Origin of the sequence: Microbacter margulisiae, from assembly GCF_014192515.1 — a bacterium.
Classification (GTDB): Bacteria; Bacteroidota; Bacteroidia; order Bacteroidales; family Paludibacteraceae; genus Microbacter; species Microbacter margulisiae.
Genome location: NZ_JACHYB010000001.1, coordinates 106,656 through 128,997, shown reverse-complemented (window position 1 = coordinate 128,997; position 22,342 = coordinate 106,656). Strand labels below are relative to the sequence as shown.

The following is a 22,342-nucleotide window of genomic DNA, read 5'->3' as shown; positions in this document are numbered from 1 at the left end:
TCACCTTCTCATAACTTCTTTAAATTTTGATTTCCAGCTTCCTGCTACCTACTGTCTACCAACTATTAAACTACTTTGAGGTTATTATCTTATAATCTTTTTTAACTTCTGCTATTTTATTATTCAATCATTTGCCTGCAACTTTCTCTGCCAATTGCTTGCCCTGTTTAATCCGATCGGCCATACCAATACCTCCTTGTAAATTACCACCTATGTGTAAGTTAGGATACTGATGTTCCAACCTGTCCAGAGCAATAAAACGGGCTTCGCAATCAGCGCCATATTGCGGGATAGCCTCCTGATAACGAAATACACGAAACAAATCAGGATGAAAAGAAGCCAAACCCATCCATTCCTGCAAAGATGTCTCAACAAGCTGATAAATGGCCTCGTCATCCATATCATATACCTCCGGGTGGCGTACGCCTCCCATAAAAACAGATAACAAAGCACCTCCCTCAGGTGCCCGCTTTGAAAGAAAGGCAGAAGGATACAAAACACCAAGCACCAATTTGCCTTCTTTTGAAGGAATCAATCCTCCGAATCCATCAATCACCGAACCTTCCCACCGGTTAAAGCCTACAGCGACCTGTACAACTTTGGCGTACAACAGATTGGTAATACTTTGAATAAAAGATGGTTCTATAAAAGGCAATAATCCATTCAACGATGAAGCTCCGGTTGTTGTAATGACCTGGTGAGCCTGAATCAGTAAATCCTCTCCATCAGGTAAAACACCTTTGACATTGAAATGGCTGCCTTCGGCAGGCATAATCGTAATATTCTGTATGCCCAGCATAAATTTCTCTGCACCACCAGATTGCATTAATGCATGAGTTAAATGGCTAAGGCCTTCCTTTGCAGAGAATATCCGGTGTGGCTGCTTGGGTTGCTTTTTCTCTCCCGATTTCCGTTTCTCCAGTTGCATCTTTACCGAGCCACCAATAAAGCTGCCATATTTCTGTTCCAGATTATATAGCTTTGGCAAAGCAAAACGTGGAACCAGATAAGAGGGATCGCCTGCATAAACCCCCAGGATAAACGGATCGATCGCATATTCCAGAAAACTCTTTCCCATCCTTCTTTTCACCAATTGATCCAGTGTTTCATTTGGATTGATGCCTGGTTTGCGGAAGGGTTCTCCTAATAAACGGATTTTATCCGAAAAACGAAACAAAGGAGTCGTTATACCTCCGATGACGCCTGCAGGCAGAGATCTCCACCGGTTATTTTTCAGGATAAAGCGCTTATTTACACTATTAGCAGCCCATTCGAGCGAACAATAGGCCTTTACATCCTCAAAGACTTCACGAACAATTTCATTGTTCATTACTCCTGTGCTTGGCCCTTTTTCATAAATAAAGCCGTTTTCTTCACCTGTTTGTATGGCTCCACCAATTTGTTTTGCCTGTTCAATAACGAGAAATGATTGTTTATACTTCTGTAAATAATGAGCTGTGGTAAGGCCGGTAAGGCCGGCTCCAACCACCACAATATCTGTTTTTAATTCCATATCTGTGTTTCTTTTTGATTTCAGTTTAGAGTGTACGGGAGTAACGCATGGTCGAATCAGCCTGCTGCAAAGGGTCAAACAACATAGCTACATTCCGCAGAATCATTCTTCCGGGAGGTAAAACAGTCAACTGATGATTCGACCAGGTCACTAAATGATCATCAAGCATCGATTGCAGTTTTTCGGGAGAAAATGTAGTAATATTAAGCAGCTCTTCATAAGAGATTGATAATTGTTTGGCAAGCTGATCGAGATCGATAAACTGATTACACATCAGTTCCTCAATCACCAAACGGCATACCTTGTCATGCTCCGTCAACAGATATCCCTTATCTGGAGCAATTCCCTGACGGGCAATAATATCCATGTAAGCATCCGTATTTTTATTGTTTTGTACATATGCATCCTCAATTTGCGTAATGGATGAAGCTCCGAACGCATAAACCTGGCCTGCATGATTTACCGTGCAATACCCCATAAAATTTCGGTGTAAGGTGTGCTTGCGTAATGCCTGTGCCATTTCATCCTGCGGACGTGCAAAATGATCCAGACCAATAGCTTCATAGCCGGCATCCGTTATACGTTCATATGCCATATGAAACAGCGACAACTTATCATTTGCAGAAGGTAAAACATACTGTTCAAGTTCCTTCTGAGCTGATTTGACCCAAGGGACATGGGCATAAGAAAAGGTAACAATACGTTCTGGGTTTAAATGAATAGCCTTATCTATCGATTTCTGAAACTTATCCAGTGTTTGTGTCGGCAATCCATAAACAAAATCAAGATTCACCTGCATCCTGTTCGCATGCAGGGCTTTTATCACGTCTTCAACAGGCAGTTTTGAAGAACGTCGGTGAATGATGGAAAGGACATTCGAATCAAAATCCTGAATCCCGAGGCTGATGCGATTAAAGCCTAACGCCGCTAACTGCTCAATCTGCTCCATCGTCATGTAAGCAGGATTGCATTCCATAGCCACCTCCGCATCGGACGACAATTGAAAATGAGAACGTACCATATTCATCACATCAGTGATATAATGCATCGGAACACCATTTGGAGTGCCTCCTCCCCAATGAATCTGCGAAACAGGCCGCGAAGCATCCAGATAAGTTGCTACTGTTACAAATTCCTTTTGTAATATGGTAAAATAACGCTCAACACTTACCTTGTCCCGCATCAGTTCACTGTTGCAACCACAAAAATTGCAAAGTTGAGGACAGAAAGGAACATGAAAATAGAACGACATGTTATGAGGCTGCGTACAATTTGATTTTTGTAACAGCTCCACATAGTCAGTAGGATCGAAAGAAGGTTTGAAAAAGTTTGCCGGTGGGTAGCTTGTATATCTGGGACCGGGACGATCGTATTTTTTTATTAACTCATGATCTAACAATAATTGGCTCATAATTTATTGAAATTATAGAAGCCGGAAAAGCCATAATCAGACTATAGTATTGGTAATCAATATATTTTATGCCGTAAAACAGACTATATCCGGCTTATGAAAAAGTACATAAAGGTATACAAAATCACTGAATGATAAATCAACCGGAAGATAAAGAAGATGACAACCCTCAAAGTAGTTTAGTAGCTAGTAGACGGTAGATAGTAGGAATCTGAGAATCAGAAGTTAAAGAAGTTACGGGAAGACGTATTCAATTGACAGTTGACAATTGACAGTTGACAATGGAAATCTGAAAATATGGAAGTTAGGGAAGTTAGAACCCTCAATCACTCAATCCTTCAATCCTTCAATTTGTCAGAAGGGAAGAGGAATCTGTCAAGCAAGCTAAGGCTACCATGGTTGCCGAAACATGATGCTCAAGTGCTGTCCCCTTTGGTTAAAGGGGACGAGCGAAGCGGGTGGGGTTGGAAGAATCAAATAACTGAATAACTGAAAAACAGCACGAAGTTAAAGAAGATGACAACTGCCAAGTAGTGTAGTAGTTGGTAGACAGTAATATAGTAGAAATCTGAAAATCTGAAATTTACCCTAAATCCCTAAAGGGACTTTTAAACGCCAAATGATTGAAGAAGAAGTTAAGGAAGTTACAACCTTCAATCCTTCAATCTAAAGGAAGTTATAACCTTCAATCCTTCAATCCTTCAATCCTTCAATCATTGAGAAATCCCTGCTTCTTCAAAACATCCATCAACATGGCAGAAAATGTTTCATTATTCGTCTTCGGATATCGCACATCAGTAAATACCTGTGCAAGCGTAGTTTTATAGTTTTCCTTTACAAACTGGAGGCTTTCAGGCAAACTTTCCTTATAACTATAGATGCGATCAATATCCTCCTCGCTATATGGTTGATATGTTTCAAAATGCACCACACCTTCCAATGGCAACCGGTCAACCTGAGCGGGCGTTTCAGCCGGATATCCTACTGTCAGGGTAATCATTGGCACCACATACTTCGGCAAATGCAGCACGTCGATAATTTGTTGGGCATTATAAATAGTTGTCCCCAGATAACAAGTACCCAAGCCGTTACTCTCGGCTGCCACACAAAAATGCTCAGCAACTAACAGTGCATCAATAGCAGCCGTCATAAACGACAGAAAATTATCATAACCAGGCTCTGCATCACGTAGCAAACACCATTTATTAAAACGGTTAAAATCGGCACAAAACGTCAATACAACAGGCGCTTCGATCACCATCGGCTGATTAAAATGTGCCGGAGCCAAAGCCTCTTTTATTGCATGCGACTGGGAAACAACGATACTGTAAACTTGCATGTTGCCTGTGTTTGCTGCCCGGCAAGCCACTGCCAGCAATTCATTCAACAATTCAGGTGCAATCAACTGATCACTATATTTTCGAATTGTTGTCCGGTTTTGTAAAACATCCATCATGGCAAAAAGATTTATATTCTTCGTTTATAATTAATTACTACTCATCAAAAGTCTACTGAAAAGCGTATATTCAACAATCGTCCCGTTAAATAATTCGGAACCGGATATTGCCGGTTATAGATATCATTCACCCAAAAATAGGAATTTACATTGTAAATATCTAACAAATTGAACACATCCAGATTAATCCAGGCGTCTTTAATAAAATGCCAGACGGCAGCATCCGGACGATGGTCTTTATCAATCAAAGCATAAGCGGCACCGATATCAACGCGTTGATAAGGAGGTGTCCTGAACGGGGCTACATATGGATTATGTGGTGGAGAAACCGGTAATCCGTCCGCCCAAATGACCTTCAAATTGACTTTAATACGCGGATATGAAGGGACAAAATCCTGAAAGAACATTGAAACACTGTAACGCTGATCGTTAGGTCTTGCAATATAAGACGTATAAATGGGATTTCCATAGCTATCCGTTCCTTTTAACAATTTTTCTTTTGATTGCATCAATGAAAGACTGATCCATGAATCGGTGCCAGGAACAAATTCTCCAAACAATCGCATGTCAATTCCAGCAGCATAAGCTTTAGCCGTATTTCCTCCAAAATAAGTAATATTTACATTGTCAACAACATATGGAATCACCTGATCTTCGGGCTTATAATAACACTCTGCCGTAAACTTAAACGGTCGCCCCCATTGCATAAAATGATAATCGCCACCCAAAACAAAATGCAATGAACGTTGCGCTTTTATATGAGGATCGAGTTGAGCTGTCGTATTCCCATTCAAAGCGGTAGAAGTATCACGCACTTCTTTAAAGAAGGGAGCCTGATAGTAAACTCCGGTAGCAAATCGAAATACAAAGTTACTGGATTGAGGAGCAAAGGCAACAGACAGTCTGGGGCTGATCAACCATTCGTGATTATAACTCCAGTAATCAGAACGAAAACCACCGGTAAAAGCCCATAATCCAGCATTGTTGCGATATTTATACGTATCCTGCAAATAACTCAGAAAACGTGTGGAATAAAGAGACAAATCGGCAGACAGGTTATCATATAATTGAATGTAGGATGAATTATATGGCAAAGAGTAACCCGCAGAATCCTTATAATTCCATTCCTTCATCTGATTGGTAATTGACTCATGTTGAATTCCAAGCCCCCATTCAATCAAATGATGGCCAAACTCATAAGAACCGTTTTGACTGACATTGGCAACCGTAGCATTCAGGTAATCACGGGCATGCCGAAGGTATGTGCCAACTCCCAATGTTGCGTCAGGCACCGTTTTGCCGGTTCCGTCCGTGGTTAAGGAGTAAAGCCAGTATTGCCCCATAATGTCATATGTTTCAGATTCATTTGTATTAAAAGCTGAAGCAAGCAATCTCAGGGTCAAAGCCGGAACAGGATGATACGAGAAAGTAATGGCTCCGAATTTTGTTGTAAATAAATCTTTTTCCTGTCCGTCAAAATAGGCTTGCAATTGCAACGGCGTTTGCAATGTCCCAAACGAAGTTTCCTGTTCCAATGGGAAAAACTGGTATTTGTTCTGTGACAAATTACCTAAAAAAGAGAGATCTATTTTTGAAGTCAATTGATACGTTTCATAGGTCTGGTAGTCAAAGAATGAAGGATTGTAATGACCTTTTGTTGGTAAAGTGCCTAACAAATAAGCATTAGTCTTATAGCGGATGCCTTGCAGTTCCGTGTACTTTTTCCCGGAAGAACCCACATAAGCCGAAGCTCCCAGCAAACTGGCGGAAACTGCTCCTTCAAAAGAAGTTGGCCGTTTATACGTAATCGACAAGGCTGAAGACATTTTATCCCCATATTTAGGAGCAAAGCCTCCGGCGGAGAAGTCCACTTTATCCACCATATCGGGATTTATAAAACTTAACCCTTCCTGTTGGCCTGCCCGGATTAACAACGGACGATAGATCTCGATACCATTGACATAAACACTGTTTTCGTCATAGCTTCCGCCACGTACAGAATATTGGGTACTCAACTCATTATTAGAATGTACGCCGGGCAATGTCGCAATCAACGATTCTACATTTCCACCCGAAGCATCAGGTAACAAACGTACCTGCCTGGCATCCAGCGTTTCAAAGGTAGTAGTCTGGATGCGATGTCCCATCACTTCCACATCTTTCAGCGAATGAACCGAAGATGACAAAATAACATTTAATTGGGCTGCTGGGCTAACAGGAATCTTCTGTTTTACAGGCACATATCCGACACAAGTAACAATCAATGTTACCGTATCGTTCGCAGAAAAGTTTAGTTCATAAAATCCTTTTGCAGAAGTTGATGTGGAAACCAATGTGCCCTGCAGATAGACTGTTGCCAATTCAACAGGCCGGTGAGCAGCATCTGTGACATAACCGAAAAGACGCATCCGATGTTGTGCCATCGCCGGAACACACAGCAACACCAATAGCACCCATAATGCGATTTTTCTCATTATATTCGGAAATTATGTAAAACACAGATTAAAGGATTGAGTAAAAGAACCAAGCGCAACAACAGGTCAAAGGTCTAAAGTCTAAAAATCTATTGGCATAGATTCAACAGATTTCTACTACACTACTATCTACTTGGAGATTTCCATCTTTCTGCTGTTGCATTATCCTGTTATTTTACAACCTGTTACCAATACGATTTAACAAATTACGTTTCTTTTTCTTCCTATATTCCGTACTTGCACTATCGGCAGCCTCTTCACGGGTTTCCCCAAATTTGATCATCCGGTAAATAATACCCCAATCAGGCAAACCTCCCAGGTTGCGATCATCAATAAACATATCCGCAGCCAACTTCCGGGGGGCTGTTCCTTCTCTGTGATCTTCTTCTGGATAATTGCTATTGACAGCATAAAATTCAAGCCCGCGCGAACGGCAAAAAGCAACAGCCTCATCCAACAGCGTTCCTTCACGTACTGACCATAAAATTAACTGATGATATTCTTCCCGTTGTAATCTCTTTAAAACATCAATAGCAAAAGGAATTTCTTTCCCAATTTTAGGATAGGCATGTTCAACAATTGTTCCGTCAAAATCAACCGCTATAATCATATATTGTTCAAATATTTATATAATCACTTGTTTAAGGAGTAGATAATTGTATAAAGTTATAGAAGTTGAAGAGTGCTGAAGTTAAGGACAATAAAAAAATATTTTCCAATAGCCTCTAGTTTCAATTGGAGGCTACTCAACCTTTGCTATTTGAGTTTTCAGTTATTCTGTTATTTCCATCTATTGTCTACTAACTACGTTGCAGATGTTAACTTCTCATCTTTCTTTAACTTTTTGCTGTTTTGGTATTCAATCACTCAGTCATTCTGTTATTCGGTCATTCAGTTATTGGATTCTGTCTGCTAACTATGGACAAAGTTTCCTTCTCTGTTTCAATCTTCTCCTTGCCCATCCTGATCTTCGGATGGTAAAATCTCGGTTTCTTTCACTAAGCCTAACTCCTCTTTCAGCTTCTGAACAATAGGCCGGGATAAAATCAACATAACCATCACAATCGCCGTAGCAAACAGATAGGAAATATCGCGCAACAGGAATAGCAATAATATATTGATTACCAAATTAAAATCTATCACAATAAGACGAATCAACGACCAGCGAAGATAACGTTGCGTGCGTTGCTCCATGGTCGGCAGTCCCCCCAATTCTTTCGTCTTCTTATGAAACAACCATAAAATGCCAGGCAAACTTCCAAGCAATAGTATGATATCCATTGACTGTATCTGTATGAAAACCGGATCCATCCGATCAAAGCAATAATACCGGGAAAGAGCAAATCCACTCAATAAAGACACGAGTCCGACAAGATAACTCACATAGTAAAAACGTTTCGTTACACGAAAAATTTCCTTTATCCAAAAATCCATATACTTATAATTTTCTTGTACAAGTTTTGAGATGTAATCTTAGAAACGGAATAGCAAAACAGGCCAAGAGTCTAAAGTTGAAAGGCAACAACAAGTCTAAAGGCAAGAACCAATAGCCTAAAGGCTAAAGACAGGCGCTTATTAACTATTTACCATTTATCGCTAACCGCTGTATGTTGATTCTCAGATTCCTACTATCTACTACCTACCAACTACTACACTACTTTGAGGTTGTTATCTTCTCATTTTCTCTAACTTCTACCTCTCAGATTCCTCTATAGCATTCCTTTCGTTGAAGGCAATTCCTGACTGAAAATATCACGGCGGATAGCCATCTTGACGGCACGCGCAAACGCTTTGAAAATACCCTCAATCTTATGATGTTCGTTGTCACCTTCAGCCTGAATATTCAGGTTCATTTTGGCAGCATCACTCAGGGACTTGAAAAAATGGAAAAACATTTCGGTAGGCATCTCCCCTATCTTTTCACGCTTAAACTCAGCTTTCCAAACCAACCAGGGACGACCTCCGAAATCAATGGCAACCTGACATAAGGAGTCATCCATCGGTAAACAAAAACCATAACGCTCAACGCCCCGTTTGTCTCCCAAAGCCTTGGCAAAAGCTTCTCCCAGGGCCAACGCCGTATCCTCAATCGTATGATGTTCGTCTACTTCCAAATCTCCCTTTACACGAATCGTAAGATCAACGCCGGCATGTTTTCCGATTTGTTCCAACATATGATCAAAGAAACCCAATCCCGTCGAAATTTCTGTTTTGCCCGACCCATCCAGATTCAAACGGATGGAAATATCCGTTTCCCTGGTTTGACGGCTAATTTCGGCTACACGCTGACCGGCCAGTAACAAAGAGGAAATCCGATCCCAATCAGTTGTGCATAAAACGCAAAATTCATCCAATTGTTCTGCTTTCAATAACGGCAAAGCGCTTTCAGGTTCCTGCAACAAAATCGCCTTACAACCTATATTGCGGGCCATCTGCACATCGGTGATACGATCGCCGATAACATACGAAGCAGACAAATCATAATCGCCGGTCATATATTCCTGAAGCATTCCCGTACGTGGCTTCCGGTTCGGTGAGTTTTCCTCAGGCAACGATGGATCAATGTGAATGGCGTCAAACCCGATTCCTTCATTGGAAAGACATTGCAACATTTTCTGCTGCACCAAATCAAAGGCAGCCTGCGGATAGGCGTCGGTTCCCAATCCATCCTGATTGCTTACCATAACGAAACGAAAATCACTCTTTGTACGGATCAAATACAGGTTACGGATCACTTTAGGATAAAACTCAAGTAAATCCAACCGGTCAACTTGATACGTAACAGGAGGTTCAACCAATATGGTGCCATCGCGATCGATAAACAGTAATGGGGTCATCCAAAAAATATTCAATAATTCTACATTACATACGATGTATTTACCTTTCTTAATGTTAACAGAAATTGAATACACCGGCGCAAAGGTACAAATTTATGTGTACATTTGTAGCTCATTTTAATCGAAGTATGATTGACCTCCTCCGACACTATTTCCCAACGTTAACAACTACGCAGGAAGATCAGTTTGCTGCATTGGGCGACTTATATACCGACTGGAACAGTAAGATCAATGTCATCTCACGAAAAGACATTGACAATCTGTATGAACGCCACATCCTGCACTCATTAGCCATCGACAAGGTATTGCATTTCAAAGATGGAACCAAAGTGCTCGATTTCGGTACCGGAGGTGGTTTGCCCGGAATTCCGCTGGCCATTGTATTGCCTCAGGTTCATTTCTGTCTGATTGATTCCATCGGGAAAAAGATTCATGTTGCCACGGAGATTGCCAATGCGATTGGCCTGAAAAACATTACGTTCAGGCACGAACGCGGAGAAGAAGAATCAGGAAAATATGACTTTGTGGTAAGCCGTGCTGTCATGCCTCTTGGGGATCTGGCAAAGATTGTCAGAAAAAATATTGCACAACAACAACACAATGCGCTCCCCAACGGGTTAATCACTTTAAAAGGAGGTGAAGTTGGCGCCGAAGTTGCTCCATTTAAACATAAAGCATCTGTCTATAAACTATCTGACTATTTTGACGAGCCATTTTTTGACACAAAAAAAATTGTTTATCTCCCCCTGTAGCTATGATTCAATATCTTTCCGAAGACATATCAAGTCCCGTATTTCTCCGTCGCAAAGTCACGGCATGGATCAAAAGGGTTGCAGCGAACCACGGAAAAAAGATCGGCGACATCTCTTATCTGTTCTGCAATGATGAAAAAATCATCACTATCAACCGGCAATATTTACACCACGACTACTATACCGACATCATCACTTTTGATTCATCCGATGGGCAAATCTTGAACGGTGACCTTTTCATTAGCCTTGACACAGTGGCGTCCAACGCAAAAGAATATAACACACCTGTTCAACAGGAACTTTACCGTGTCATGATTCACGGCATACTACACCTTTGTGGCATTGATGATCAAACGGATAAAGATCAAGAGCTTATGACAACAGAAGAAAACAAGGCCCTACAGCTCATTGATTTTTAATTGATCCGGAATGCTTACATTCAGGATTCAACACAACACCCCGGTTTTTGCGACCATCCATTTTTATAACCACAGGACATTCAAAACGAACATGACGAATGAATTGGGTCTCTTCCACCGCTTTCTGCTTGTCTAAAAAATCGAAATCGACAAATCCATCGTTCATATAAGGATTCACAGTAAAATAGCCTACACCAAACGATGTAAGGTTTTGAAAGAAATGGGTTCCCTGGCTCGGATCAACCCGATAGTGATGCAGTCCTGACTCCACAATAACACGGGCAGCCGATATCTGGGGCCATTTCACAGGAATTCCCAGCCATGGATCATTGGAGCCCCAGCGTCCCGGCCCGACCAGCACATAGCCTTTATCATCCGACAGCAATCGCCTGTTTATTTCATCAATTTCACCGACAATTAATGGATTATGCTCGGCATCAAAATCCTGCGGTTTCACATACACCACATCATGGACATCATTTACGACACCCTGACCGAGAGCTTTGTAACAATTCACTAACGTTTCCTCATCAGCTACATTCGTAATATCTTCGTCCACCCATTCGTTGGAATCAACAATCGGCCGAATCTGTAATAAATAAAATGTCGGTTTGGGATGTAAATTTACAGCAAACTCTATTTCAATGGCTCGTCCCATCTCACGCTGGCCGGTTTGTAAGATCCGTTTCAGAATAGGAGCCAGCGGGAAAACGTCATGTTTCAAAATATTGGCAAACGTAATGACCTTGCGACCTCCCGGATAAACGCCATCATAAAGAGTCTCCGCCTGTGGATCGTACGTTGAAGCAAGATACAGCAACGAACCATCTTCTTCAGCATCTTTAATTTTCAGTTTCAACAGATTGAATCCGTCATCAACTTGTGGCGTAAAGGAAGCTGAGTGCAAATCAAGAGCATAAAAGAATGTCTGGGTTTCATGTAACGTCATTTGCAGCGTACTGGTTTGAAGTACACTTTTTGGATGCGCAGGAGAAAAACGCAAATTCATGCCTCCTTCCACTATGTATTTTCCTAATCCTAAACCCACATGCGCCACCCCTTCTTCAGCCTTCTCATGCCCAATAGGATAAAAGTTTAATGAACGGGCTACGCCCGAAAATGAAGGATAAAATCTGGAACCATATGAAGTTCCGCAGACTTCCTGCATCACAATAGCCATTTTTTCCTCATCAATCACGTTGCGTGTCGATTTCAGGTAAGCCTTGCTATCACGATAAAATACCGATGCATATACGGCTTTAATGGCATCACGTACTGCCAGAAGAGTCAACGACTGGTTTTCAGGGGAATGAGGCACCATATAGGTTGCATATATCCCGGCAAACGGCTGGTAATGTGAATCTTCCAATAAACTTGAAGAACGTATCGCCACCGGCCCGGAAATGGATGCAAGAAATGCCTGGATATCTTCCATTACATCGTTAGAAAGTTGCGCTTTAAGAAAATGATCCAGAATTTCATCATCAGGCAAATCCTGCAACGCTATTTCGTACAGGTTATTCTTTGCCATAAAATCTGAAAACAAATCGGTACACAACACCACCGTACGTGGCACAGTGATTGATGCATCAGGGAAATCATCATCTTCAATGGTGCGTTTCACCATAGCATCCAGAAACGCAAGGCCCCTGCCCTTGCCCCCCATCGAACCTTCGCCAATGCGGGCAAATTTGGAATATTCATCAAAACGATCGCGTTCAAACAAAGCCACCACACCTCTGTTCTTAATACGACGATAGTCGACAATGGCTTCAAAAATAATTCTCCGTACATCCTGCAGGTTATCTCCCGGCTCTATCGAAATCCGTTTCAGAAATTCCGCCAACGGAAACATAGCACGGGAATAAAGCCACCGGGAAATATGATTGCGCGACACATGATAATAGAGCGAATCATCGGGAATAGTGAAAATGGATTCCTGCAACTCTTTGAGCATCGTAATCCGCTTTACTTCCTGTCCTGTATGGGGATCCTTGAAAACAAAATCGCCAAACCCAAAACTTTCTATCACTGCATCTTCAAGTTCCCTATGCAACGTTTTAGATCCTTTATTCAGGAAAACAGCCCCGAATTGTTCCGCATATTCAGCATTGTCTCCATCCGAAGATTGCATGATAATCGGGATATGCGGATCTTCCAGCCGCATGTCTTCACATAAACTGATACCGGCATATTTGTTTTTTACGCCTGACCGGTTAAAGCTGACATCCGTAATTACACCCAGCAAATGGTTTTTATACTGACGATAGAGTTTCATGGCTTCCTCATACGAACGCGCTAAAACAATCTTCGGACGGCCACGCATCCGCAACATCTGCTCATGTTCGTTAAGCGCCTCTGTCATAAAGGAGCGCGATTGTTTGAAAACGAGCTTATACAGAATCGGCAACATTGATGAGTAAAAACGGACCGAGTCTTCTACAAATAAAATAACCTGAACGCCCACTTTCGCAACATCGTATTCCACATTCATACGATCCTCAATCAGCTTAATAATAGCCAGTAAAAGATCAGCGTTGCCCAACCAACTAAACACATAATCAATAGCGCTCAGATCCTCATGGGCAAAACGTCGCGAAACACCCCGCGAAAAAGGGGTAAGCACGATAATAGGAATTTGAGGGCATAACTCCTTAATACGCTTGGCAATATCAAACGTATCGCTATGTTCACCCGCCGGCATGGAAATAATCAATTCAAAAGAACGCTCCTTCAACATACGAAATGCATCTTCCTCGTTGTTTACCAATGTAATGCGAGGAGGATAGCGCAAATCAAGCGACACATACTCATTAAAAATCTGTTCATCAACCCGCCCATCTTCCTCCAGCATAAAAGAATCATATGCACTGGCAATAAGCAGAATATTATAAATCCGTTTGTTCATCAAATCGGCAAACGAAGTATCTTTAAAATAAAGCTTTTTGATGTTGACGTTTTTCATATGTTCAGATATTGTGTATCACAGCAACTCATCCCAATCAATCTTTTTCTATAAAAAATGCCAATATGCCGATAATCATCGCTGTGAAACAATTATTAATCCGCATATTGGCACAAAAAGCACTTGAAAAGATTTTCAAAAAAATCCGTGAGCAAGCTATTTTTTACGTCCCGGCATTTTATTTTGAGAAACCATTTTCATCATTTTCCTCATATCATCAAATTGTTTCAGCAATCGATTGACTTCCTGAATGGAAGTGCCGCTTCCCCTGGCAATGCGCTGACGCCGGCTACCGTTAAGACTATCCGGCCTTTCCCGCTCATAAGGCGTCATGGAATAAATGATAGATTCTGTGGATTTAAATACATTATCATCCAGTTCGACATCCTTCAGGGCCTTACCAACACCTGGAATCATGGATGCAATATCTTTGAGGTTTCCCATCTTCTTAATCTGTTGCAATTGCGAAAGGAAATCATTAAAATCAAATTGGTTTTTTGCCAGCTTCTTGCTCAAACGACGGCTCTCTTCCTCATCGTACATCTCCTGGGCGCGTTCTACAAACGAAACGATATCCCCCATTCCCAAAATACGATCGGCCATACGTTCAGGATAGAAGGTATCCAAAGCATCCATTTTTTCACCCGTTCCTACAAATTTAATAGGCTTTGTCACTACTGAGCGAATGGAAAGCGCTGCCCCGCCACGGGTATCACCATCCAGTTTGGTAAGAATAACGCCGTCGAAATTCAGACGTTCGTTAAACTCTTTAGCGGTGTTCACTGCATCCTGGCCCGTCATGGAATCAACGACGAACAATATTTCCTGAGGTTGAATGGCAGCTTTGATATTGGCAATCTCGTTCATCATCTGTTCGTCAATCGCCAAACGTCCCGCGGTATCGATGATCACCAGGTCATGATTATTTTGTTTTGCAAATTTGACGGCATGCTGGGCTATCTGAACCGCATTCATATTTCCTTCTTCCGCGTAAACAGGGACATTAATCTGTCCACCGATCACTTTCAACTGCTCAATAGCAGCCGGACGATAAATGTCGCAGGCAACCAGCAAAGGGTTCTTTCCACGTTTTGATTTCAATAAGTTTGCCAGTTTCCCGGAAAAAGTTGTCTTACCGGAGCCTTGTAATCCAGACATCAAAATAACAGCCGGTGAACCTTTCAGATTGATATCAACGCTTGAGCCTCCCATCAACTGGGCCAGTTCGTCATGTACAATCTTTACCATCAACTGTCCGGGCTGCAATGAAGTAAGCACATTCTGTCCCAACGCTTTCTTCTTAACGTCATCGGTAAATGTTTTTGCCACTTTGTAGTTAACGTCAGCTTCAATCAACGCCTTACGAATCTCCTTCAACGTTTCGGCCACGTTAATTTCGGTGATGGTACCCTGTCCTTTTAAGATTTTAAATGACCTTTCGAGTCTATCGCTGAGATTTTCAAACATACAGATAATGAGTTATGAATAATACAATTAAAATGAAACGTTCACACGATTCTTGAATGAAAGTGCAAAGTTACGATTTATCACGAACCTATGCAATAGAAAGAGTCACCCTCTTTTGCTCACCTGATAGTGAACATCGAAGGAAAAATGTAACTTTGTCAGCTCAATCACCATACGGGACAAATCGGAAGATAACGTTGCGAAAATAACGCTTTTTCGAATCTATACCTCTAGATCCCTTTTTCTGATAAAAAAAGATTGTTGGATGAAAACAAAGACATTTCTATTTTTTCTTTTTGTGTTGCTGGCTGTCAACATGACAGGGCTTTTCGACACCCTTTTCACAGGCGACTCTTCCCTCTACGCCCTGATTTCGAAAACAATGGTGACTTCACACAATTATTGGAATATGTATCTCAACGGGAGAGACTGGCTGGACAAACCCCACATGCCCTTCTGGATCTGTGCCGCTTCCATGCAACTGCTCGGGATTAGCGGATTTGCATACAAATTGCCCTCTGTATTGATTTTCTTTATTGCCCTGCTATACACATACCTGCTGGCAAAGCGGTTTTACAGTAAAGAAACGGCATTCCTCTCCGTATTGATACTCGCGTCTTCCGTTCACATCGTTGTTTCGAACAATGACACGCGGGCTGAAGCTATGTTGACCACATTCGTCATAGGGAGCGTTTACCACCTGTTTCGCCTAAGTGAAAAATTCAAACTCAAACACCTTCTGCTGGGCGCTGTGTTAAGCGCGGCAGCCATTATGACAAAAGGAATTTTTGTGTTGATTATTTTATATTCGGCTGTATTCGGACATCTGTTGTGGAAAAAGGAGTATCAACGGCTTTTTTCTTTTAAATGGCTTTTAGTGTTTGTACTGACGCTTCTCTTCATTACTCCCGAATTATATGCTTTATACACACAATTTGATATGCATCCCGAAAAAGTGGTTTTCGGGCGAACACATGTATCGGGTATTAAATTCTTCTTATGGGGAAGCCAGTTTGGGAGGTTCTTAGACACCGGCCCTATTAAAGGGCAAGGAGATATCTTCTTTTTCTTCCATACACTTTTGTGGGCTTTTGCCCCATGGGCATTATTGGCCTATGCAGGCGTAGGGAAAGGCATCGGGTATATCTTCAAAAAACGTCCATTGCTCGAGTATGTAACAATTTTCGGCTTCTTGGTTATGTTTGTGATATTTTCCATATCACGGTTTCAATTGCCATATTACACCAACATTTTAATGCCGTTTTTGGCCATTATCGTTGCCGATTTCATCCTGACAAACAAAAATAATCCTCGTTTTGTCTCCTTTTTCACCATTTCGCAAAGCATCTATATTGGCTTGTACGTCATTGTCATTACGCTGTTGCTGATCTATTTTCGTCCGGTATATTGGTGGATAACGGCTTTCATATTTATTGGGGTCGTCTTTTCGGTGCTTTATTTCTGGTTGGCAGAAAGCAAACGAACATACCAATTTATATATCAATCGCTGAATGCCACTATTTTTTTCATGTTGTTCATGAACCTCGTATTCTATCCCAGTTTGATGACCTATCAATCGGGAGCAAACGCTGCAACTTATATTAATCAAAACCTCAACGAATATCCGGTTTACACCAATCAGGAAGCCAATTTACTGGAATTCTACTGTCATGGCACTGTAACGTCACTGCATGATTCACTGCCTGATCTGAAAAAGCCACAGATTGCCATCCCGATGTTATGCTATGCTGACACAGCATTCATCATCAGGCTTGAGCACAAAGGCTATACCTGTACAGAACTGGATTCGTGGGATCACTTCCATATTACACGGCTAACCAAAACATTCCTGAATATTGCCACCCGCCCTAAAGCGATTGACAAACGCTATCTGATTTTCATCTCTGATGATTCAGATACGATTCCTTCTCATTATTACTAACAAGCTGACTGAAAATATTTTTCAGAATTTACGCAAATGACAATAAAAAAGTAAAACAGATTTACCGGAAATGCTACAATGGCAAACCAGATTGTACCTTTGCGGGCTTAAAAACAAAACGATATTTGGATAAAAACCCATGAAGAAAAAACTCGATTCTGTTGTCAGACCGACGTATAACATATTAATATCCACCAGTTTTTCCCATTTTCTGAATGACATGATGCAGTCATTGATTCTGGCTGTATATCCCATGTTGAAAAGTAATTTCGATCTCAACTTCGCACAGGTTGGTATGATTACTCTCGCCTATCAGCTCACGGCATCTATGTTACAACCGCTGGTAGGTATCTATACGGACAAACATCCAAAACCTTTTTCTTTGGTTTTTGGTATGACATGCACGCTCGCAGGAATCCTGCTGTTGGCATGGGCTCCAAGCTATCCGTTTCTCTTGCTGGCTGCAATGACAGTAGGCATGGGTTCATCTATTTTCCATCCCGAAGCAGCACGTGTTGCCCGTATCGCATCAGGGGGACGCTTCGGACTGGCGCAATCTATCTTTCAGGTCGGTGGTAACTCCGGTGCCGCCATTGGGCCTCTGCTTGCCGCATGGATCGTCATTCCCCATCATCTTAAAAGTGTAAGCTGGTTTTCTCCGATGGCGTTTCTTGCAATGATCGTGCTGTTACAAGTCAGCTTCTGGTATCGCGGACGGATATCTCATTTTCAGAAAAGCCAGCATGAAACACCAAAAGACGAACACTATTCACGCCGGAAAATCATTCTAACAGTTATCATTCTGTTAGTACTGGTTTTCTCTAAAAACTTCTATCTGAGCAGTCTGAATACTTTTTACATGTTCTATTTGATTCAGAAGTTTCATATCGACACACAACATGCCCAGTATATGCTTTTCCTCTTTTTGGCTTCATTCGCCCTCGGCACACTGATAGGTGGTCCGTTAGGTGATCGTATTGGCAGAAAACGTATCATCTGGTTTTCGATTGTAGGAGTAGCTCCGTTCACCTTAATACTTCCTCACATAAACAGTCTTTTTTGGACAGGCATCCTGACCATTCTGATCGGATTGATTCTGGCTTCGGCATTTCCGGCAATTCTGGTTTTTGCGCAGGAACTAATTCCCGGTAAATTTGGTATGATGTCAGGGCTTTTCTATGGATTCTCTTTTGGCATGGGTGGACTGGGAGCAGCTGTGTTGGGAAATGTCGCCGATGCATTCAGTATTAATACGGTGTACGAAATTTGTAGCTTCCTGCCTTTGCTGGGGATGTTTGCCGTCTTCCTACCCAACATTAAAACCAACATCAGGAAGGCACCAAAATAATCAAACGCCTGTAAAATACTTTGGATTATGGATGCCAATGAATATATCATTTCCATCAGTTCAAATCACGAACCGTTGCAGCATATTGAGACTGTAAAAGCACTCCTGATAAAAGCATTTAAGGAGGTCTGCTTTTCTGCCTTCGAGCAAACCGAAGCCATCGGAAGCCACTACCAAAGTCCTTTTTACAATGGAGCCGGACGCTTTACGTCTGATTTCCCACTTGCATCAGTCTCTGCTTTGCTCAAAAAATTAGAACTACAGACCGGGCGCCTGCCTGCCATGAAAGCAATGGGTATTGTACCTATTGATCTGGATATCATTATTTTTAATAACACTATCATTCATCGCGATTACGATCGTTTCCCATTTGTACGGAAAGCCATTGATCAGCTTCGGGAGAAAAAATGCCCTTGAATGCAGGCAATAGCGTTACAATGTTAGCAACATTATTGTACATTTGCAGCCCTGAACGTCCTGTCAGAGTCAACTCAGACAGAATGAATGTTCATTAATTATATACGCTTATGAAAACTTTTCCGCCTTCCGAACTTCTGATCAACAATGACGGTTCCATATTCCATCTGCATCTCAAGCCCGAATTTCTGGCCGACAAAGTCATTTTAGTGGGAGATCCTGACCGCGTGGAAATGATCGCTTCCTATTTCGATGAAATTGAATGCAAAGTCTCTAATCGTGAATTTCACACCGCAACCGGAAAATACAAAGGAAAGAGGCTAACCGTAGTAGGTACCGGAATTGGTACGGATAATATCGATATTGTTGTCAACGAACTGGATGCGCTGGCAAATATCGATTTGGAAACACGTACGGAAAAACCTGAATTTCGTCAGTTGACATTTGTCCGGATTGGAACATCAGGAGCTGTACAACCCGAGTTAAAACCCGGAACCTTTGTGATGTCGGAAAAATCAATTGGCTTTGATGGAGTGCTGAACTTCTATGCCAACCGGGATGCCGTGTGTGACCTGGCATTTGAAAAAGCCTTTACTGCCCAAGTCGAATGGAACCATCAATGGTGCGCTCCCTATGTCATCGATAATGACCCGGAACTGGTTGAACGTATCGGACAAGATGATATGGTAAAAGGTGTTACCATATCTGCCAACGGATTCTATGGTCCACAGGGGCGCGAATTGCGTCTGTCGCTGGCTCATCCTTCCCTCAATGATAAAGTGGAAGCTTTCCGTTACGACCGTTTCAAAATCACCAACTACGAGATGGAAGGGTCAGCTATTGCAGGACTCTCAAGATTAATGGGACACAAAGCATTAACCGTCTGTTGCATTATTGCCAACCGACGGGTACACGATGCTTTCGTCAACTATAAAGAAGCGATCCAAACATTAGTCGAAAAAGTATTGGAACGCATTTAATATCCATTCCCTACTCTTTCATCGAAGGGATGTCAAAAGAATATATTCTGCGAAGATGAGGTTGCTTTGTCATATGCCTCCATGGCAGTGGGAAGGCAAGTGGCAACTCCTTTGAGTCCGCAAACCGACAAGGTAATTAAAACCGTATCCCGGATTTCTTCCCTTGTAGCTCCCAGGTTCTTTGCCATTTGCACATGGAAATAGATAGCCGTCGTATCTCCTGCAGCAGCTTTGATGCCGATATAAATCAATTGCTTGGTTTTGGCATCCAATCCGGAAGTTTCTTTCAATGCTTCAATTAGCCCGTCAAATGCTTTTGCTACTTCAGGCGCTTCTTGCTGAAAAACGTCAAGTGGATTCATTTTGTTTGTTGTTAATAAGTTAGACAATCATTTTATCGATCATTGTTATAGCTCAAATTACAGCCATTTTGGCTCCCATTCAATTCGCGTCCCGTCATCGGGGATATACTCTTCCAACGAGTTGGCTAAGAACTGAAGGAGCGGGTAAAAGAACCAAGAGTCTAAAGTCTACAGAGAACTACGGTTAAAAGTTTAAGGTGTAAAGTTGAGAACCAAAATCAAGAGCCAAGAATCAAGAAGAAATCTGTTGGCAATGCTGCTGGTTCTTCCCGTATCTTCTTTAACTTCCTGTTGTTTTATCAGTTACTCAGTTATTCAGTTATTTGATTACCGCTGTAATCCGCATAGCCATATAGGGTTTACCCGGGAATGTCACTGATCGGTTTTCCTTATCAATGAAAGTGTAATGATTGAGCTTTTTAACCTCAAAAACTCTATTCACCGGTGTAATGGTCATGTTCCAGGTATCAATTAATTCCACTTTGAACTTCATTCCGTCTGTCAGATCCTTCGCCGGCAGTTCGAAATGCCACTCCTTGAGTTTCCTTTTCCCGAAATAATACAAATAATATTGCCCATATTGCCCTACCACATTTCTGGTATAATAGTGATCTATCGGTTCAAGGCCTTCCCTGGGGCCTGACTCGACGATTTTCCGCAAGAAACCAATCCGGGATGGACTTTCTCCACGCAATACTCCTCCGTCAGATGTCCAGCTGGTGCCGGTAGAATCCACAATTGTTTCTCCATGCGTAGCATATGTTCCTCCAATAATCGCCATCCAGAAGCGATAGGTCATTTCTTTGCCCGATAACTGTCCCCATCGTTTTGAGATATTGCCTTCATAGTTAATCTCGTCAAATATCACCGGCTTGCGATAAATATCCCGAAAGATGGCTGCGGCACCAAACGCACGCACTGCATTGTAATATTGCAGGCTGACATGTGTCACCCAAGGCTTGGAGTAGTCATAAAGGATATCGGCATTATGGATGGAAAGCATATGGTGGTAAGGATCTTGGATCAATCGGGAAAGTTGTGTTTTTGTTGATTAAGCATAAATTTTTGTTAGTCTGAAAAGGAAAAAATTCACATCTCTCACGCCTCTGAAAGATGCCCTAAAAGCTTTGATTTTGGCATTGAATGATTCTGCAGAAGCATTTGTACTTCTGTGATTAAAATAATTCAGGATCGTCAAATAATGTGATTGAATGGTTCTGGTGATGCTTCCAAATGACAAAATACCTGAGTTATCAACCCTATCATACCACTGTGCCAGTTTAGCAAAAGCTACTCCTTTGTCTTTTGTTTGATGGTAAATAGCCCCCAATTGCAAGGAAAAATGATATGCTTTCTTTAGGTCAGGATACAGTTCAAAAAGAATTTCAGCTCTTGTTTTCTGAGAATATGTCCATGCTGTGGGTTTCTTAAACAACAAATATCTGCTACGCGCCAGTAGTTGCTTGAGAGTGTCTCCGTTTGCCAGAACCGGTGGATTGTATTTCCTTCCGCAGGCTTTCGCTAATGCCATATCGATCGTTTCCCTGTCCAGTGCATTCCAACGATGTTTAATTCTGAGCTCCTGAACGGCATCATAAGCCAACTGTTGAACATGAAACCTGTCGGTCACTCTACTGGCTTGGGGAAAGCAAATTTTGATCACGTATTCCATATTGGCTGCCATATCCATGGTAACTTCCCGGACTTTCCACCTGACACGCTTTGGCAGCTTGTTGAGAACCGCGACAATATCCTCTGCCTTAGTTCCCCGAACCATAGCCACAATGGTTCCTTTACCTCCTTTTGCCGCTTTGTTGGTGACAATAGTATATAGTTCTCCGTTAGACAAGCTGGTTTCATCTATACTTAAGAAGCGGCCTACATTATCCGGATAAAGCAGCCATTGGTGAGCATGAGATTTTTGATCCCACTGATGATAATCACTCAGATAGTCCTTGTATTGCTCTTGCAACTGCTTGCCATCCAGATAATAATGCAC

General features: G+C 41.9%; 18 protein-coding genes. 6 read left to right on the top strand and 12 right to left on the bottom strand.

Features of this window, described 5'->3' with window-relative positions:
* Window positions 1-127 precede the first annotated feature (127 nt).
* The 7 genes from hemG to hisB all read right to left on the bottom strand — a co-directional run bounded on the left by hemG (window position 128) and on the right by hisB (window position 9,691).
* Window positions 128-1,513 (bottom strand): protoporphyrinogen oxidase, encoded by a 1,386-nt coding sequence (gene hemG, locus FHX64_RS00540; protein ID WP_183411891.1) that lies wholly within the window; start codon window positions 1,511-1,513, stop codon window positions 128-130.
* Window positions 1,514-1,538: 25 nt separating this feature from the next.
* Window positions 1,539-2,924: an oxygen-independent coproporphyrinogen III oxidase gene (hemN, locus tag FHX64_RS00535; protein ID WP_183411890.1), complete on the bottom strand. Its 1,386-nt coding sequence runs from the start codon at window positions 2,922-2,924 to the stop codon at window positions 1,539-1,541.
* A gap of 709 nt (window positions 2,925-3,633) precedes the next feature.
* Entirely contained in the window at window positions 3,634-4,377 is a 744-nt protein-coding gene (locus FHX64_RS00530; RefSeq protein WP_183413480.1) for a nitroreductase family protein, read from the bottom strand.
* A 47-nt stretch (window positions 4,378-4,424) separates the two neighbouring features.
* A complete protein-coding gene (locus tag FHX64_RS00525; RefSeq protein WP_183411889.1) occupies window positions 4,425-6,854 on the bottom strand; it encodes a TonB-dependent receptor in 2,430 nt (809 codons plus the stop codon).
* Window positions 6,855-7,029: 175 nt separating this feature from the next.
* The gene (locus FHX64_RS00520) at window positions 7,030-7,464 is read right to left on the bottom strand and encodes a BT0820 family HAD-type phosphatase (RefSeq protein WP_183411888.1); all 435 of its coding nucleotides are present in this window, start codon (window positions 7,462-7,464) and stop codon (window positions 7,030-7,032) included.
* A 332-nt stretch (window positions 7,465-7,796) separates the two neighbouring features.
* A complete protein-coding gene (locus FHX64_RS00515; RefSeq protein ID WP_183411887.1) occupies window positions 7,797-8,288 on the bottom strand; it encodes a hypothetical protein in 492 nt (163 codons plus the stop codon).
* Between the two features lie 275 nt (window positions 8,289-8,563).
* Window positions 8,564-9,691: a bifunctional histidinol-phosphatase/imidazoleglycerol-phosphate dehydratase HisB gene (gene hisB, locus FHX64_RS00510; RefSeq protein WP_183411886.1), complete on the bottom strand. Its 1,128-nt coding sequence runs from the start codon at window positions 9,689-9,691 to the stop codon at window positions 8,564-8,566.
* A gap of 128 nt (window positions 9,692-9,819) precedes the next feature.
* Here hisB and rsmG point away from each other — a divergent pair, with 128 nt between their 5' ends.
* Window positions 9,820-10,443 carry a 16S rRNA (guanine(527)-N(7))-methyltransferase RsmG gene (gene rsmG / locus FHX64_RS00505; RefSeq protein ID WP_221202107.1) on the top strand — a complete coding sequence of 208 codons (624 nt, stop codon included), beginning with the start codon at window positions 9,820-9,822 and terminating at the stop codon, window positions 10,441-10,443.
* A 2-nt stretch (window positions 10,444-10,445) separates the two neighbouring features.
* Window positions 10,446-10,862 (top strand): rRNA maturation RNase YbeY, encoded by a 417-nt coding sequence (gene ybeY / locus FHX64_RS00500; protein WP_183411885.1) that lies wholly within the window; start codon window positions 10,446-10,448, stop codon window positions 10,860-10,862.
* On the opposite strand, the gene FHX64_RS00495 is transcribed toward ybeY, so the two are convergent.
* Both FHX64_RS00495 and ffh read right to left on the bottom strand, forming a co-directional pair.
* Window positions 10,849-13,827: a PEP/pyruvate-binding domain-containing protein gene (locus FHX64_RS00495; RefSeq protein ID WP_183411884.1), complete on the bottom strand. Its 2,979-nt coding sequence runs from the start codon at window positions 13,825-13,827 to the stop codon at window positions 10,849-10,851. The two genes, ybeY and FHX64_RS00495, sit on opposite strands and share 14 nt — an antisense overlap.
* Window positions 13,828-13,983: 156 nt before the next feature.
* The gene (ffh, locus tag FHX64_RS00490) at window positions 13,984-15,294 is read right to left on the bottom strand and encodes a signal recognition particle protein (RefSeq protein WP_183411883.1); all 1,311 of its coding nucleotides are present in this window, start codon (window positions 15,292-15,294) and stop codon (window positions 13,984-13,986) included.
* 265 nt (window positions 15,295-15,559) lie between these two features.
* On the opposite strand from ffh, the gene FHX64_RS00485 reads away from it, so the two are divergent.
* The 4 genes from FHX64_RS00485 to FHX64_RS00470 all read left to right on the top strand — a co-directional run bounded on the left by FHX64_RS00485 (window position 15,560) and on the right by FHX64_RS00470 (window position 19,981).
* Window positions 15,560-17,236 (top strand): ArnT family glycosyltransferase, encoded by a 1,677-nt coding sequence (locus FHX64_RS00485; RefSeq protein WP_183411882.1) that lies wholly within the window; start codon window positions 15,560-15,562, stop codon window positions 17,234-17,236.
* 139 nt (window positions 17,237-17,375) lie between these two features.
* Window positions 17,376-18,584 carry an MFS transporter gene (locus FHX64_RS00480; protein WP_183411881.1) on the top strand — a complete coding sequence of 403 codons (1,209 nt, stop codon included), beginning with the start codon at window positions 17,376-17,378 and terminating at the stop codon, window positions 18,582-18,584.
* A 27-nt stretch (window positions 18,585-18,611) separates the two neighbouring features.
* Window positions 18,612-19,001 carry a 2-amino-4-hydroxy-6-hydroxymethyldihydropteridine diphosphokinase gene (locus tag FHX64_RS00475; RefSeq protein ID WP_183411880.1) on the top strand — a complete coding sequence of 130 codons (390 nt, stop codon included), beginning with the start codon at window positions 18,612-18,614 and terminating at the stop codon, window positions 18,999-19,001.
* Window positions 19,002-19,111: 110 nt separating this feature from the next.
* Window positions 19,112-19,981 carry a nucleoside phosphorylase gene (locus FHX64_RS00470; protein ID WP_183411879.1) on the top strand — a complete coding sequence of 290 codons (870 nt, stop codon included), beginning with the start codon at window positions 19,112-19,114 and terminating at the stop codon, window positions 19,979-19,981.
* A 32-nt stretch (window positions 19,982-20,013) separates the two neighbouring features.
* Here FHX64_RS00470 and FHX64_RS00465 read toward each other — a convergent pair whose 3' ends face one another.
* The 3 genes from FHX64_RS00465 to FHX64_RS00455 all read right to left on the bottom strand — a co-directional run bounded on the left by FHX64_RS00465 (window position 20,014) and on the right by FHX64_RS00455 (window position 22,342).
* A complete protein-coding gene (locus tag FHX64_RS00465) occupies window positions 20,014-20,343 on the bottom strand; it encodes a carboxymuconolactone decarboxylase family protein (RefSeq protein ID WP_183411878.1) in 330 nt (109 codons plus the stop codon).
* 319 nt (window positions 20,344-20,662) lie between these two features.
* Entirely contained in the window at window positions 20,663-21,346 is a 684-nt protein-coding gene (locus FHX64_RS00460) for a DUF5605 domain-containing protein (RefSeq protein ID WP_183411877.1), read from the bottom strand.
* 48 nt (window positions 21,347-21,394) lie between these two features.
* Window positions 21,395-22,342: an ISAon1 family transposase gene (locus FHX64_RS00455; protein WP_425487950.1), complete on the bottom strand. Its 948-nt coding sequence runs from the start codon at window positions 22,340-22,342 to the stop codon at window positions 21,395-21,397.

What these genes read in the sequence shown, in the direction of transcription:
- FHX64_RS00525 (WP_183411889.1), bottom strand. Translation starts at nt 6,854, where the DNA reads ATGAGAAAAATCGCATTATGGGTGCTATTGGTGTTGCTGTGTGTTCCG.
- FHX64_RS00485 (WP_183411882.1), top strand. Translation starts at nt 15,560, where the DNA reads ATGAAAACAAAGACATTTCTATTTTTTCTTTTTGTGTTGCTGGCTGTC.
- FHX64_RS00530 (WP_183413480.1), bottom strand. Translation starts at nt 4,377, where the DNA reads ATGGATGTTTTACAAAACCGGACAACAATTCGAAAATATAGTGATCAG.
- FHX64_RS00465 (WP_183411878.1), bottom strand. Translation starts at nt 20,343, where the DNA reads ATGAATCCACTTGACGTTTTTCAGCAAGAAGCGCCTGAAGTAGCAAAA.
- FHX64_RS00475 (WP_183411880.1), top strand. Translation starts at nt 18,612, where the DNA reads ATGGATGCCAATGAATATATCATTTCCATCAGTTCAAATCACGAACCG.
- FHX64_RS00495 (WP_183411884.1), bottom strand. Translation starts at nt 13,827, where the DNA reads ATGAAAAACGTCAACATCAAAAAGCTTTATTTTAAAGATACTTCGTTT.
- rsmG (WP_221202107.1), top strand. Translation starts at nt 9,820, where the DNA reads ATGATTGACCTCCTCCGACACTATTTCCCAACGTTAACAACTACGCAG.
- hisB (WP_183411886.1), bottom strand. Translation starts at nt 9,691, where the DNA reads ATGACCCCATTACTGTTTATCGATCGCGATGGCACCATATTGGTTGAA.
- FHX64_RS00470 (WP_183411879.1), top strand. Translation starts at nt 19,112, where the DNA reads ATGAAAACTTTTCCGCCTTCCGAACTTCTGATCAACAATGACGGTTCC.
- ybeY (WP_183411885.1), top strand. Translation starts at nt 10,446, where the DNA reads ATGATTCAATATCTTTCCGAAGACATATCAAGTCCCGTATTTCTCCGT.
- FHX64_RS00480 (WP_183411881.1), top strand. Translation starts at nt 17,376, where the DNA reads ATGAAGAAAAAACTCGATTCTGTTGTCAGACCGACGTATAACATATTA.
- hemG (WP_183411891.1), bottom strand. Translation starts at nt 1,513, where the DNA reads ATGGAATTAAAAACAGATATTGTGGTGGTTGGAGCCGGCCTTACCGGC.
- hemN (WP_183411890.1), bottom strand. Translation starts at nt 2,924, where the DNA reads ATGAGCCAATTATTGTTAGATCATGAGTTAATAAAAAAATACGATCGT.
- ffh (WP_183411883.1), bottom strand. Translation starts at nt 15,294, where the DNA reads ATGTTTGAAAATCTCAGCGATAGACTCGAAAGGTCATTTAAAATCTTA.
- FHX64_RS00520 (WP_183411888.1), bottom strand. Translation starts at nt 7,464, where the DNA reads ATGATTATAGCGGTTGATTTTGACGGAACAATTGTTGAACATGCCTAT.
- FHX64_RS00460 (WP_183411877.1), bottom strand. Translation starts at nt 21,346, where the DNA reads ATGCTTTCCATCCATAATGCCGATATCCTTTATGACTACTCCAAGCCT.
- FHX64_RS00515 (WP_183411887.1), bottom strand. Translation starts at nt 8,288, where the DNA reads ATGGATTTTTGGATAAAGGAAATTTTTCGTGTAACGAAACGTTTTTAC.